Source organism: Bradyrhizobium sp. cf659 (genome assembly GCF_900113725.1).
Lineage (GTDB): Bacteria > Pseudomonadota > Alphaproteobacteria > Rhizobiales > Xanthobacteraceae > Bradyrhizobium.
On the sequence record NZ_FOQJ01000006.1, the window covers coordinates 173,075 to 187,921 of the forward strand.

General features: G+C 60.6%; 12 protein-coding genes. 5 read left to right on the forward strand and 7 right to left on the reverse strand.

What is annotated here, in order from left to right; translation table 11 throughout:
- Positions 1 to 41: 41 nt before the first annotated feature.
- Entirely contained in the window at positions 42 to 620 is a 579-nt protein-coding gene (locus BM118_RS24950) for a TetR/AcrR family transcriptional regulator (protein WP_092188252.1), read from the reverse strand.
- A gap of 215 nt (positions 621 to 835) precedes the next feature.
- Here BM118_RS24950 and BM118_RS24955 point away from each other — a divergent pair, with 215 nt between their 5' ends.
- From BM118_RS24955 to BM118_RS24975, 5 genes are all read left to right on the forward strand, one after another.
- A complete protein-coding gene (locus BM118_RS24955; protein ID WP_092188254.1) occupies positions 836 to 1,939 on the forward strand; it encodes an efflux RND transporter periplasmic adaptor subunit in 1,104 nt (367 codons plus the stop codon).
- The gene (locus BM118_RS24960; protein ID WP_092188256.1) at positions 1,939 to 5,049 is read left to right on the forward strand and encodes an efflux RND transporter permease subunit; all 3,111 of its coding nucleotides are present in this window, start codon (positions 1,939 to 1,941) and stop codon (positions 5,047 to 5,049) included. The genes BM118_RS24955 and BM118_RS24960 overlap by 1 nt, the downstream gene beginning before the upstream one ends.
- A 132-nt stretch (positions 5,050 to 5,181) precedes the next feature.
- On the forward strand, positions 5,182 to 5,424 hold the full coding sequence (locus tag BM118_RS24965; protein WP_244550235.1) for a DUF3551 domain-containing protein: 243 nt from the start codon (positions 5,182 to 5,184) through the stop codon (positions 5,422 to 5,424).
- Between the two features lie 213 nt (positions 5,425 to 5,637).
- Positions 5,638 to 6,798: an iron-containing alcohol dehydrogenase gene (locus BM118_RS24970; protein ID WP_092188258.1), complete on the forward strand. Its 1,161-nt coding sequence runs from the start codon at positions 5,638 to 5,640 to the stop codon at positions 6,796 to 6,798.
- Positions 6,799 to 6,927: 129 nt separating this feature from the next.
- Positions 6,928 to 7,806, forward strand: coding sequence for an alpha/beta fold hydrolase (locus tag BM118_RS24975; protein WP_092188260.1), 879 nt, complete (start codon positions 6,928 to 6,930; stop codon positions 7,804 to 7,806).
- On the opposite strand, the gene BM118_RS24980 is transcribed toward BM118_RS24975, so the two are convergent.
- The 6 genes from BM118_RS24980 to BM118_RS25005 form a co-directional block, all read right to left on the reverse strand.
- On the reverse strand, positions 7,807 to 8,970 hold the full coding sequence (locus tag BM118_RS24980; RefSeq protein ID WP_244550236.1) for a lactate 2-monooxygenase: 1,164 nt from the start codon (positions 8,968 to 8,970) through the stop codon (positions 7,807 to 7,809).
- A 20-nt stretch (positions 8,971 to 8,990) separates the two neighbouring features.
- Positions 8,991 to 9,935 (reverse strand): ketopantoate reductase family protein, encoded by a 945-nt coding sequence (locus BM118_RS24985; RefSeq protein ID WP_092188264.1) that lies wholly within the window; start codon positions 9,933 to 9,935, stop codon positions 8,991 to 8,993.
- Positions 9,936 to 10,054: 119 nt separating this feature from the next.
- A complete protein-coding gene (locus tag BM118_RS24990) occupies positions 10,055 to 11,266 on the reverse strand; it encodes an ABC transporter substrate-binding protein (protein WP_092188266.1) in 1,212 nt (403 codons plus the stop codon).
- Between the two features lie 245 nt (positions 11,267 to 11,511).
- Positions 11,512 to 12,303 (reverse strand): class II aldolase/adducin family protein, encoded by a 792-nt coding sequence (locus BM118_RS24995; protein WP_092188268.1) that lies wholly within the window; start codon positions 12,301 to 12,303, stop codon positions 11,512 to 11,514.
- A gap of 37 nt (positions 12,304 to 12,340) precedes the next feature.
- A complete protein-coding gene (locus BM118_RS25000) occupies positions 12,341 to 13,165 on the reverse strand; it encodes a class II aldolase/adducin family protein (protein ID WP_244550237.1) in 825 nt (274 codons plus the stop codon).
- A 466-nt stretch (positions 13,166 to 13,631) separates the two neighbouring features.
- Positions 13,632 to 14,588, reverse strand: coding sequence for an NHL repeat-containing protein (locus tag BM118_RS25005; protein WP_092188270.1), 957 nt, complete (start codon positions 14,586 to 14,588; stop codon positions 13,632 to 13,634).
- Positions 14,589 to 14,847 lie beyond the last annotated feature (259 nt).

The window sequence follows — 14,847 nt, forward strand, 5'->3', positions numbered from 1 at the left end:
GGGCTCGGGCAAATTCTCAATCCGAACACCGGCCTATCCTTTCAAGCGGCAGCGGCGTCTCGAACCTGTTTCGCCGCTGCATCCAGAACGGCCTGAGCCAGATCAGGGTCGTTGATCACGCGCGATAGCGTCACCGCGCCAACCATCGTCGCGAGAATGGCCATGGCCTTGCTGCGGGAGACCTCGTCGCCAGCCCCGGCGAGAAAGCGATCGAGTACGTCGAGATGCGCTTTGATTCCTGCTTCGAATTCCGCCTTCACCTCGGGGCCCTGTCGAGCGGCATCCGAACCAAGAGCCACGATCGGGCAGCCATCCATCTTCTCTCCGCGATGGTCGCCACTGAGGTAGAACGCAATCACCGCGCCGAGTGGATCGTCAGGATGTGCCGCGGCCGCGTCTGACCACCGGCCGGAGGCGCTCTCCAATGCGCGCTTGGAGGCCTCAACCGCCAGATCCTCTTTTGATGCGAACTGCTTGTAGAAGGCGCCTTGGGTTAGCCCAGCCCCCTTCATCAGGTCCTTGAGGCCGATGCCATCAAAGCCGCGCTCCCTGAAAAGGCGACTGGCCACATTGATCACGGTTTGGCGGTTCTCGGCCGCCTGAGTGCGACTCACTCGCATCGTGGATCTCCATTTGGATTTCGTACGACCTCTATATTCAATATAGAGTTCAATTGCAATCTATCAATCCGACGACGGTATCAAAACACCGTTTATCGCGAATCTTGATTGTTGGCGGGATCGCGCTCCCGTCATCACCTCAAAATTAGATTGCGATCGAAATCTAATCTGTGTATAGAGTTCGCATGCAATCTAATTCTCAAAAGGAGACGGTCATGAAAAGGGGTGTTGCGGTGCTCGCCGGTATTCTGGTCCCAGCTGGGGTGGCGACCTTCGTTGCTCTTGCGATTCCCTCCCATGAAGCCTCCGCGGTCATCGACCCCAGGCAGGAGCCCCCGATGGTCCGTCTGGTCACGGCCGCGCGGGTCAGCGGATCTGAACGTGGCTTCACCGGGACCGTCGGCGCGCGCGTGGAGAGCAATCTCGGTTTCCGCGTTGCCGGGAAGATCGTCGAACGACTCGTGAATGTCGGTGAGCAGGTCAGATCCGGCCAGCCGCTGATGCGGATCGATGAAACCGATCTCCGCCTGGCAGTCACAGCGAAGCGCAACGCGGTCGCCGCTGCGCGTGCAGTTGTCGTTCAGACTGACGCCGACGAGCGGCGCTACGCCAATCTGGTGAACGACGGATGGACTTCCAAGCAGCGCTACGAGCAGGCGAAGGCCGCATCGGACACCGCCAAAGCTCAGCTTGCCGCGGCGGAAGCCGAAGCTGGCGTCGCAGAGAACCAGGCGACCTATTCCGTGCTGGTTGCGGATGCGGACGGAACGGTCACCCAAACGCTGGGTGAGCCCGGCCAAGTCGTCGCCGCCGGCCAGGCGGTGGTTCGGCTGGCACAGTCCGGTCCTCGCGAAGCTGTGGTGGCGCTTCCCGAAACGACCCGTCCGGCGATTGGTTCGCTCGCCGAGGCGAGCCTGTATGGCAGCGATGGGCGCCGCTTTACCGCGCGTCTGCGCCAGTTGTCGGATTCCGCCGATCCGCAGACCCGCACCTATGAGGCCCGCTACGTGCTCGATGGTGACGCCGCGGCGGCACCGCTTGGCGCGACGGTCACCATTCGGCTTGCAAGCCAGGATCATCAGCCGGAAGTCCAGGTGCCGCTGGGAGCCGTGCTCGACGACGGCAGAACGACGGGCGTTTGGGTCTTCGACAGCGCGACCTCGACCGTGCGCTTGCAGCCCATCAAGCTTCTGCGTGTGACCAGCGAAACGGCCGTTATCTCCGGATCGAAGTCCGGGGACCAGATTGTTTCCCTGGGCGCTCATCTTCTGCACGAGGGCGCTCGCGTCAGGACCGCGTCGGAAAACAGGAGCAACTGATGAGCTTCAATCTCTCCGCCCTCGCCGTTCGCGAACGGGCCGTCACCCTGTTCTTCATCCTCCTGCTGGCAGCCGCGGGCGCCTACGCCTTCTTCATGCTCGGGCGGGCCGAGGATCCGTCCTTCACCATCAAGACCCTGACGGTCACCACCGTCTGGCCCGGCGCGACGGCACGCGAGATGCAGGACCAGGTCGCCGAACCCCTGGAGAAGCGGCTTCAGGAACTGACCTGGTACGACCGGGTGGAGACGACCACGCGGCCTGGTTATGCGTACATGACGGTTACGCTGAAGGACAGCACACCGCCCTCTAGCGTGCAGGAGGAGTTCTACCAGGCCCGCAAGAAGCTGGGAGACGAAGCGCGGAAGCTGCCGTCGGGCGTGCTCGGCCCCTTCGTCAACGACGAATATTCGGACGTAAGCTTCGGACTCTACGCCCTCAAGGCCAAGGGCATGCCGATGCGCGAGCTCGCAAGGCAAGCCGAGGTCATCCGTCAGGACCTCCTGCACGTGCCCGGCGTCAAGAAGATCAACATCCTCGGCGAACGTCCCGAACAGATCTTCGTCGAGTTTTCCTATGCCAAACTGGCAACTCTCGGTGTATCGGCAACGGATATCGTTGCCGCCTTGCAGCGGCAGAACACTGTCACACCGGCGGGTTCGATCGACACCAAGGGGCCGCAGGTCTTCATCCGGGTCGATGGCGCTTATGACAGCGTCCAGGCGATCGCCGACACGCCGATCGTCGCTGCCGGGCGGACGCTGAAGCTTTCCGACATCGCCGAGGTGCGCCGCGGCTACGAGGATCCGCCCACCTACATCATCAGGCACCAAGGTGAGCCCACCATCATGCTCGCAGCGGTGATGCAGGAGGGCTGGAATGGTCTGGCCCTCGGCAAGGCGCTGGAGGAGAGGTCCGCAGCGATCGCCGGGACATTGCCGCTCGGGATGAGTCTGGCCAAGGTCAGCGACCAGGCCGTCAACATCACCTCGGCGGTCGACGAATTCATGATGAAGTTTGCGATGGCGCTCGGCGTGGTGTTGCTGGTGAGCCTGCTCAGCCTCGGCTGGCGCGTCGGCATCGTCGTCGCGGCGGCCGTGCCCCTGACGCTCGCCGTCGTGTTCCTCATCATGCTGGAAACCGGCCGGTTCTTCGACCGCATCACGCTCGGCGCTTTGATCCTGGCGCTCGGTCTCCTCGTCGACGACGCCATCATCGCGATCGAGGTGATGGTGGTGAAAATGGAAGAGGGCATGGACCGCATCTCGGCGGCGGCCTATGCGTGGAGCCATACCGCGGCGCCGATGCTGTCCGGAACGCTAGTGACGATCGCGGGCTTCCTGCCGGTGGGTTTTGCCCGCTCGACCGCCGGCGAATACGCCGGGAACATCTTCTGGGTCGTGGGTTTCGCCCTCATCGTCTCCTGGATCGTCGCGGTGATCTTCACGCCCTATCTTGGCGTCAAGATGCTGCCCGCGATCAAGCCGGTCGAAGGCGGTCACCATGCGATTTACGGCACGCCCAACTATCAGCGCCTGCGAGGCCTTATCACCCTCGCCGTCCGCCACAAATTCCTGACCTGCAGCATCGTCGCCGTCGCTTTCGCGCTTTCCGTCGTCGGCATGGGTGGTGTCAAGCAGCAGTTCTTCCCGACCTCCGATCGCCCGGAAGTGCTGGTGGAGGTTCGCCTGCCGGAAGGCACCAGCATCGAGACGACGACGGCCACCGTCGAGAAGCTCGAGGGTTGGCTGCACGATCAACCCGAGGCCAAGATCATCACGAGCTATGTCGGTCAGGGTGCACCGCGCTTCTTCTTCGCGATGGCGCCCGAGCTGCCGGATCCGGCCTTCGCGAAGATCGTCGTTCTGACGCCTGACGCAGAGGCGCGCGAGGCTTTGAAGCACCGGCTCCGGCAGACCGTGTCACAGGGGCTTGCACCCGAGGCCAATGTGCGCGTCACCCAACTCGTGTTCGGACCTTACACGCCCTTCCCGGTGGAGTTCCGGATCATGGGGCCAGATCCCGCTCAATTGTATGCCATCTCTCAGAAGGCTCTCGAGGTCATGCGTGGCGTTCATGACGCGCGGCAGGCAAATCGGGATTGGGGCGATCGCACGCCCGTGCTCCGCTTCATCCCGGATCAGGATCGCCTGAACCTGATCGGCCTTTCGCCGGCCGAGGTGGGCCGTCAACTCCAGTTCCTGCTCACCGGCATCGCCGTGACGCAGGTTCGCGAGGACATCCGCAATGTCCCCATCGTGGCGCGCAGCGCCGGCGGCGAGCGGCTCGATCCGGCGCGTCTGGCGGATTTCTCGCTGATGAGCCGGGACGGCCGCGCGATTCCGCTCGACCAGGTCGGCCATTCGGAAATCCGGCTCGAAGAGCCGATCATGAAGCGCCGCGATCGCACGCCGGTCGTCACCATTCGCTCTGATATCAATGAGGCGACCCAACCTCCGGAGGTCTCGAAGGAGATCAAGACGGCCCTTCAGCCGCTGATCGCCTCCCTTCCGGCCGGCTATCGTATCGAGCTGGGCGGATCGATCGAGGAAGCAACCAAGGCCAACGACGCATTGGCGACGATCTTCCCGGCCATGATCGCCGCGATGCTGATCGTCGTCATGCTGCAGGTGCGGTCCTTCTCGACGATGGCGATGGTCGTCCTCACGGGACCGCTCGGCCTCGTCGGCGTCGTGCCGGCACTGCTCCTCTTCAACCAGCCCTTCGGGTTCAACGCGATCCTGGGTCTGATCGGACTGGCCGGCATCCTGATGCGCAACACTCTGATCCTGACCGAACAGATCAAGGAGAACCTTGCCGCCGGACTTGACGACTATCACGCCGTCATCGAGGCCACCGTGCAACGGACCAGGCCCGTGATCCTCACGGCGCTTGCTGCGGTGCTGGCCTTTATCCCGCTCACGCACTCCGTCTTTTGGGGATCGATGGCCTACACGCTGATCGGCGGCACCGCGGTCGGAACGGTGCTGATCCTGCTGTTCCTTCCCGCGCTCTATGCCACGTGGTTCCGGATCAAGCCGACCGCAGATGGGACGCATGCGGAAACGACGGAAGAAGCGCATGCACAACCGGCAATGGCTGCCGAATAGACGTCTCGCAGACTCATGAATCACCGCGACGAGCAGATTCCGATGCGACCCAACATGAATGATGCAACCGCCTGCGAAAGCGCGCCGTTCCTCGGCGTGCAAGAACAAATGACCGCCTGAGTGGAGACGACCTTGAGCAAGCTATTCACCCTCCTCTCGATCGTCTTCGCCGGCCTCGCTGGCGCAGACTATTTGAGCGTTGCGCCGGCAGCCTCAACAAACGCCTACGGATATTGTCTCCAGGACTATTCGTCAGACATGCGGACATGCAGCTTCGATACGCTCGAGCAGTGCATCGTCCTGATTTCCGGTCGCGGTGGGAGCTGCGCTCGCAGCCCCTACCCGGCCCCGGAAGCCGCGATGGCGGCGAACTGAACCAAGCTACATGTTCTGGCCGAGCCAGGCTTTCTCGAAGCGTGGCTGGGCTGATCGACCGCTCGCACGCGCGTCCGAACGGTTGCTTTCCGTTAGGATCACGCCACCCACCGCACGAACTCGCCTCGATCCAGCGCCAGAAAAGATGACCGTTGCGCCAAGTAACTATTAATACTAAAGTGACTTACATTCAAAAACATCCAGGGGAAACAAATGCGCAAGGTTGGGATACATAACTTTCCGGACATCGACCGTGTGATTTACGGCAAGCCTGCAGCCGAGGCTTTGAATGATGAAGCGGTGCGGCTGAATGCCAATCGCGTTTTCCTCCTGGTCAGCCGTACCCTGAATACGAAGACCGACGAGATCGAAAAGATTCGCCGCGCGCTCGGCAACAAGCATGTGGCGACCTTCGACGGAATTGCGCAGCACACGACCCGGAAGCAGGCCGCCGAGGTCGCGCGTCAAGCGAAGGAGGCGCAGGCTGATCTGGTCGTAGCCATCGGCGGAGGCTCTGCGGTCGACCTCGCGAAGATCGTCATCATGGCCATGGAACATGAGATCTTCGATGAGGCAGGCTTCGACCCGTTCGTCATGGGGCCTGGCGTGCCCTTCTCTCCGTTCCGCGCGCCCTCAGTGCGGCAGATCGCAGTGCCGTCGACGCTGAATGGCGGCGAATACAATGCCGGTGCGCTCGTCACGGACGAGCGCACCAAGCTGAAGCAGATATTCTTCCACCCACAGATGTCACCTGTGGCGGTCATTCTTGACCCCGACCTGAGCCTTCACACGCCCATGAACCTGTGGATGGGGTCCGGGACACGCTCGATGGATCACGGCATCGAAGCACTGTGCTCGCCAGCGGGCACGCCATTGGCCGATGAAGTGGTCTTGGCGGGCATCCGTCTTCTGCGCGAGGGTATGCTCCGCACCTTGCAGCACCCGGATGATTTGGAAGCGCGACGCCAATCGCAACAAGGCTCATGGCTCGCCGCTTTCGGTTTGCAGGCGCGCGTTCCGATGGGGGCAAGCCACGGTATCGGACACGTGCTTGGCGGCACTTTCGACGTTCCTCACTATTACTGCACGCCCGTCATCATGCCGAGCCTTCTTCGGTACAATAAGGCCTTTACAGAGGATGCGCAGAAGCGCTTGGCGGCAGCCCTCGGCAGCCCCGATATGGAAGCTGGAGATGCCTTTGCCGGCTTCGTCAAAGCCCTCGGACTACCTACGCGCCTGGCTGACGTCGGCGTCGGCGAAGACAAGTTCAAGAAGATCAGCAAAATTGCGATCAATCACCGCTTCGTTCAGGCCAATCCACGGCCGTTCAAGAGCGAAGCCGACATCATTGACCTGCTGCGAATGGCCGCCTAACTGAACCGGTTTACGCGATCTTTAGGGCTGCGGTGCGTGCCATCGGCAAAGAGTCGGCTTGCGTCAGTTTGATGCAAGCCTTTTCTCGCGTGTCCTGGAGCCACTCTCATCTCGAAAGACGGAGTGACGATGACTGCTCTCGCTGATTTGTTTCCCGGATTTAAGTCGGTGTATGTCGAAACAAGTTCGGGACGCATCTTTGCGCGGGTTGGCGGTAAAGGGCCCCCACTTCTCCTGTTGCATGGATTTCCTCAAACCCATGTGATGTGGCATCATTTGGCGCCGGCACTCGCAGAACGGTTTTCTCTCGTCATCGCTGATCTTCCGGGATACGGCGCGTCAGACGTTCCCAAGACCGACGCAGACCATACTCCTTACACGAAACGGGCAATGGCCCGAACGATGGTCGAGGCTATGGAAAGTCTCGGCCACTCCCGTTTCGCCTTAGCCGGCCATGACCGCGGAGGACGTGTCAGCTATCGTATGGCGCTCGATCATCCCGAACGGCTTTCGCGACTTATCGTCCTCGACATATTGCCTACTTACAATTATTGGACAAATCTAAGCCGTCTTTCGGCGCTTCGCATCTATCATTGGACCTTTCTCGCTCAGCCTCATCCTTTACCCGAGACGCTGATCTCGCGAGACCCGGACGGATTCTTCAGCCCCGTGTTCGCGGAAGGCTTTGATTCCCGGGCGGTGGAACACTATCTCAGCGCGTTGCGCGATCCCGAACGCGTGCATGGCCTCTGCGAAGACTACCGCGCCGGTGCCTATGCAGACTTCGACCATGACAAGAGCGATCTTGATGCTGGGAGGCAGATTACAACGCCCCTTCATGTCATCTGGGGAAGCCGCGGTATCGCCGCTTCGGGCGCCCAACCGCTGATCATCTGGAAGCATTGGGCGACGCAGGTGACGGGAGAAGCCGTCGAGGCAGGTCACTTCATGTGCGAGGAAGCTCCAGGTGCCACCCAGACGGCTCTCCTGAAGTTCCTCGCCGGCTAATCAGCCGACCGGCAGCAGCGCCGACGGCCGAAGATCGGCGATATCAGGGTATCCGTCGACCGCCATCAGCAAATCCGCCTCGGCCAAAATGCATCGCAGCACGTGAACGATCCCCTCGACGCCGCCGAGTGCGAGTCCGTAGGCATACGGCCGTCCGATGCCGACGGCCGTCGCGCCCAAAGCCAGAGCCTTGACGGCATCCGTGCCTGAGCGAACTCCCGAGTCGAAAAGAACGGGCGTGTTGCCGGAGGCTCTGACAATGCCGGGCAGCAGATCCACCGCTGCGATGCCGCCGTTTGCCTGGCGGCCACCGTGGTTCGAACAATAGATGCCATCGACGCCAGCGTCGATGGCACGTCGCGCGTCGTCGGGATGACAAATGCCCTTCACGATCAAGGGCAGTTTCGTCAACGAGCGCAACCACGGAAGATCATCCCAGGTCAGAGGATGTCCGAAGATCGTTCCCCACTTCATGACAGCAGCGGCTATATCGCTCTCGGGCGGCTTTGCGAGACTGCCGCGAAATACAGGGTCCGAGAAATAGTTGGCGAGGGCATATCCGCGGAGCTGAGGGAAATTAGCCTGACTGAGATCCCGCGGACGCCACCCGGTCACCCACGTGTCCAACGTCACAACGATGCCCATGAAGCCAGCGGCCTCCGCCCGGTGAACCAGGCTCTCGGCAAGCCCGCGATCGGTGGGCGTATAGAGCTGAAAGAAGCCCGGCGTCTCGCCGAACTCCGAAGCAACCTCTTCTAGCGGAGCGTTGCTCAAGGTCGATGCAATCATGGGTACGCCAAGCTTGCGTGCGGCCGTTGCCGTTGCAATATCGCCACGCCCATCCTGCGCGCACAAACTGATGACGCCAATCGGGCACAGGAACAACGGTGTCGGAAGCCGCATTCCAAAGAGATTGACCGACAAATCGCGCTTCGCAGCACCTACGAACATGCGTGGGATCAACCCCCAGCGCTCAAATGCAGATACGTTGACATTCTGCGTATGCTCGTTCCCGCAGCCACCTGCCACATAGGATACGACCCACGGCGGCAGCGCGGCATGAGCCCGTGCCTCGAGTTCACGAAACTCGACCGGAAGCTTCGGAAGCACACCGTGCAAGCCCGAGCGATAGATTTCAAATTGGTAATCGCCATAATCAACCACGCCGACCTCCCTTGCCCGTGTCATTTTGCAGAATGCCGCCGCGGATGCTCGCGAGCCTGACGCGCCTCATACGACTTCACATGGGCATAGGCGGTCCTGAGGAGGATCGGGACCTCGCCTCCACCGACGCGACCGAGCAGATCACCGAGAATATGATCGCCCTCGGTCGGTGCTCCTCGCTCGATATCACGCGCCATGGAAGCCATGAGCGGAGAGCCCGGCGTTGTGAGAATGGAACGCACCCGCTCGATATAGGCCGGACGTGGTCCAAACCCCTGCTTGGCCGCAATTGCGCTGGCTTCGTCAAGCAACCCGATCACCACGTCGGATGCGCCGGCAGCTACGATGTCCCCGATCGAGGCGCGCATCATGCAGGTCGCGCCGGCGGTGGTGGCGATCATCACCCACTTTTCCCACATGGCCTGCAGAATGTCGTCGCTGAGCTCGGCGTCGAAACCGGCACCCAACAAAGCACCGACGATCTCGGCGCGACGTTCCGATCGCGTCCTGCTCTGTTCGCCAAAGCTCAGCGTGTGCAGATCCGTCATGTGCAAAATGTCGCCGTCGGCAGACAGCGACGCTGAGATGGCACACTGGCCACCGAAAACGTTCTTTTCACCGAACCGGGCGTTCAGCACGTCGAGATGACGCAAGCCATTCAACAGAGGTATGATGACCGAGTTTTTTCCCACCGCCGGAGCAAACGACTCGATGGCGTCGTCAAGATCGTAAGCCTTGCAGCTCACGATGATAAGGTCATACGAACCATTCAGCCGGTCGGACGTGACGGTCGGAGGCGATGCCAGGTGCAGATCGCCAAGCTTGCTCTTGACGACCAGCCCGCCCTTCGCGAGCGTTTCCGCGCGCTTGGGCCGCACCAGGAACGTGACGTTGCGCCCTGCTGCCAGAAGCCTCGCGCCAAAATATCCGCCCAGGGCGCCGGCTCCGATGACCAGTATCCGCACAATTCATCTCCTCTTTGATGTGAAAGATCGTCGTCCCTGGCCGAAGGCGCGACCCGAGCGTCTGGCTGTCCAGCGCGATAGTCGCTCCTCTGTGACCGTCGCCTTGCCGACAGACGCGCCTAGTCCGCCGCGCTGACAAGCTTCCCGAAGGGGATCCAGCTTTTCCCGTCGAAGCTCTCGAACTGAAGCGACGTCCACGCCTGGTTATTGTTCACGCTGGTATTGATGGCGCTGCCGGGGAGGGCCAACGAAGGAGAGAAGTTTCTCAAATTCAGCGCCTGCTTCATGATGTTTTCGCGCGTCAAGTCATCGCCGCACTGCTGAAGGATCTTCTCGAGCATCTCGCCCTGGACGACGCCGGCAACGTAAAGCGTCTCTGCTACGTCACCAGTTGGAATGTATTTGGCGAGAAACGCACGATAGCTTTTTACCCCGGGATCGTGCTCCCATGTCGGATCCGTCGGATCTTTCAGGAACGTGCTTGATACCACCCCCTTGGCATTGTCGAGGCCTGCCGCCGCGAGCGTGCCCGCTACGGACGTGGTTGAATTGATAATGACGGTCAGAGGATTCCAGCCGATTTCGCGGCTTCTGCGGAGAGCCTGCGCCGTGAATTTCGGCGACCCCGCGATGAAGAACGCTTCCGCCCCCGAGCTCTTGAGCGACACGACCTGAGAATCGACGGTCGGATCGGCCGCTTCGTAGGATTTTGCCACGACCAGCTTGCCGAAATCGTCCTTCATGTACGAACGGAACGCGCCGACAAAATCCTTCCCCAGGTCATCGTTCTGATAGAGGATGGCGATGCGCGAACCCGGCATCCTTTCGGTTATGAACTTCGCATACACTCTACCTTCGGTGTCGTAGCTCGGCAGCCCGGTCGTGGTGTAAGGATACTCTGCGTGATTGGTGAATTTGTTCGCCCCTGAGAGAACGAAGAGGTGCGGCACCTTCTTGGTGTTGGCGTATTTCACGTTCGCAGAAATGCTTGCGGTCCCGAGCGGACTGAACAGAAATGCGACCTCCTCGCTTTCCACCAGCTTGCGGGTCTGTTCGACGGATTTGCTCGGCGAGTATGCATCGTCGAGTGCTATCAGCCTGATCTTGCGGCCGTTGACGCCTCCCTTGTCATTGATGAACTCGACATAGGCCATCAATGCCTTGCCTACATTGCCGAGGGCTGAGGCAGGACCACTGAAAGGAAACGTCGCGCCGACCCTGATCTCCGTTGCCGTAACCCCGACTGGGTCCTCGGCCTCCGCCTTCTGCGCAAACGACACCGGCGCGATTGCAAGCATCAGCGTCGCGAGCACGGCTCTTTTCTGCCACATCGATACTTTCCCCCACACTGAGACGCTCTCGGCGTCGAATGGCATTTCCGTTCTGCCCCCCGCATCTGACGGCGGGGTTGTGCACATATGAAAGCGGCTTTGACTTATCATCGCTGTCTTCTATCAGCCAATATTCGGCGGTCCTCTCGCGCGAGAACTCGCGGTAGGCGTGCCGGACGATGCTGCCGTCTGATCTTGCGGCGCGAGAAGCTGGCCGCAGCCCGCGAACCGTGCCGGTACCGCTTTTAGTCCCTGTAACGCGAACCCTTTCCGTCCAGTGCGCGACGATAAGCCTCGAACGAATCTTGCCCAAAAGAAGTCTTTTCGTCGAAGCCCTTCGCAACCTCGCTCTGCATCTGGCGCGTCGTACGGCGCAGAATCTCTTCCGGCAAAGGCCGCCAGCCCCTCCCGAATGTTGCAGCCGCGAGTTGCACCTCGCATGCACGTTGCAGGATCGTCATGCGGAACAATGCCTCCGCGGCGGTCCTCCCGCAGGTCAGAAGACCGTGATGTCTCAGGATCATGTAGTTCTTGTTGCCGAGCGATTTGACGAGGCGCTCGCGCTCGCCGAGATCCGTCGAGATGCCTTCGAAATCGTGATACGCAATTTGCTCATAGAGCATCGCGCCGTAAAAGCTGTGATGCGAGAGCCCCTCATCCGTGCAAGCAACGGCCACTCCGGCCGTCGTGTGCGTGTGGGCGATGAAATGTGCGTCATCGCGCGCGGCATGAACCGAAGAATGGATGGTGAACCCCGGCGCGTTGACACGACCCGGAACGTTCACAACTTTATTCCCATCAAGATCGATCTTGATGAGATTGGAGGCTGTGACTTCGTTGTACGCCAGCCCGAACGAATTGATCAGAAAGTGCCTGTCAGGACCCGGTACGCGAGCCGTGATGTGATTGTAGATGTGTTCGCACCAGCCTAGATCAGAAAACACATGATAGAGCGCAGCGAGGTCCTCACGGACCAGCCGCTCGTCGGCGGCCAGAGCGTTCTGGCTGACTTTTCCAGGGGAAGTTTGGACGTTCATGCGATCCCTCCGAGCGAAATTATTGCTGGCCGGCACCTCAGTTGAGCAGATCCGGCTGTTCTTTTACGATCTTCGAATACAGGGTCTGGAATTGAAACCACCCTGTCCTTGAAGCACCGAGGATGGCGAAAGCCTGTTTCGCAGATGCTTCGGGAATGACCTTGAGAGCTTGGCCGGTTCGCGCCGCCGCCGCTTCCGCAAGTAGCTGAACCTGGCACGACCGCTCCATCGTGATGAACCACCAGACCGCCTCATCCACGCTCTGTCCGACGGTCAACAGGCCATGGTTCTGCAAGATAGCCGCCTTGTGCGGCCCCAACGCCTTGGCGATTTGCTGGCCTTCGTCCATTTCGACTGCGACGCCACCGTAATCTTCGTAGAGAGCATGATCGTTGTAGAACGCGCAGGCGTCCTGAGTGATCGGCTCCAGTTTCCGAGCCAGCGTTGAGAACGCCCGGCCATGCGTTGAGTGCGAATGCGCCGCACCGATCGAATCGGGACGAGCCGCATGAACGCTTGCGTGGATCGCGAAGGCAGCGGCATTGACGGGATGGTTGCCCTCGACGACCTCGCCTCTGTGATTGACCCGAATGAGATCCGACGCCTTGATCAAACCGAAGCTCATCCCGAAGCCGTTCACCCAGAACGTGTCCGTGAACTCCGGGTCACGCACCGTGATGTGGCCCGCGACACCCTCGTCGAATCCGAACTTGGCGAAGAGCCTCAGTCCGGCAGCCAGCCGTTCCTTTCGGTGCTGTCTCTCTTCAGCCAGACTGCTGAAGGCCGGGGGCTGGGGCAGCCCCACATTGATCTTCGCTACGGCCCCCGTATGTTGATCTTGCCGCTGGGGTGCGTTCATCATTGTGCCCTCGCCTCTGGTTTCCGCGGTCGGCCGGTCGGACGCGCGCGGCTTTTGCTCGATGCGATCTGATAACGGTCTAGATTTCGCTATCCAGCGTTCGCTGCCTTTCGACTAAACTGGCCAGCAAGCCGCACGAAAGACAATTGAAATCGATTGCGAATCGTTGAACTGCGCTCAGCGCAAGACGTCGAATGCACAATCAACGCTGCCCCCGTTCGAAAGCCCTGCCCGTTTGTGCGCATTGGCGTGGCTCCAACGTTCGCAAAGCTTTCGGCCGAACAGAAACAAACGGAATGGTTCGTCTCCGTTCGAAACGCGAATGACCTGGCGACAAATGGCCGTTGATCTCGTTCAACACGGCGTCTCCCTCGTGTGGATCGCCAGTAGCGAGTTCTATCGACGGACGACTGCCGTAAATGTCAAACTTCTGCTGCCACCCCGGCAGAGCGGCGGGGTCCCGTGTTGGTCAGGGAGCGTCGATCGAACGCAACTGGAAGGTCGGCGTCTGGCCCTTCTTGGGAGTATCCATCAGATAGCCGATCTGGCCTTCCGCTACCCAAAGCATATTGCCGACGCGCGCGACGCCTGTTGGTCCAGCAAATTCCTTGATCGTTTCGATTTCGGCCCGATCCCCGACGATCGTGACTTTCGAAAGCGGACCGGCACCTTCAACCATCACGAACCCGGTCTTGTCTGCCCTAAGTCCGTCCGGAAACTTGATTGGGCGTGATGTTTCAAGCTTCGTGACGGCGCCGGCGACTCCCGATTTGGCTTCGATGCGGAAGAGTTCGCCGCTTTGGAAAGTGTTGACGTACAAAGCTCCATCCGGTCCGAACGCAATCCCATCAAGGCCACCCTTCAGCTTGTCGTCCTGGATCCAGACGTCAAGCTCGGAAGATCCCTTCTTCAAGCGAAGGATCTGCGGTTGCAGAGTATTCGTGACGTAGAGCTCGCCGTCCGGCCCAATCGCAAGATCGTTGCAGAGCGAGGGTTTTGCGGGCAGCTGGGCGCTAATTTTTCCCTCTCCGGTCTTGAGGTCAAACCCCTTGACGAACGAGCCTTCGACCGTGTTTGGACCTTTGACGCCGAGCGGGGTGGCATCGTTCGAACAGACCCAAAGCAGCCCTGATTTCTCGTCGGCGAGAACGCCGAACGTCGATCGCGTATCGAATGTCCCGGGCTTGATCCAGGCTTCGGCCTCGGAGGCGCCGGGCTTTACGCGCACGATCCCGCCGTTGGTCAAGCTGCTGGCGAAGAGCGTTCCATCCGTTGTCGCTGCCAGACTTTCCGGAAACGGGGATCCCGGCGGGATCGCGATCTGCGATGGAGCTTCACTTGCAAACGAGGCCCCGACCATGCCTACCACCGCTGCGGCGGCAATTCGGACCAATTTTTGAAAGAGATCCGATTTGTTGGCTGACATCCGTTCCTCCGAACTAGATTGCATGGTCGACGTTTGCTTCAAGGGATCCCGAGCCACTCCACCCAGGATTGGCGGCTCGCGTGAAGGCAGCTCATTGCCTCGAGCGCCGGACTCGAATTCTTGCGACCGCCTGCGCCAGCGCGACATTGAACCCGCTATCCGACCGGCCGCGATGAAACGTTCGTCCGATGTCGCCCTCATAGGGGCCTAAATTGCGCTATGGAGCGTCGCTTGCTTCCGCTAAGCTGGCCAGCAAAAC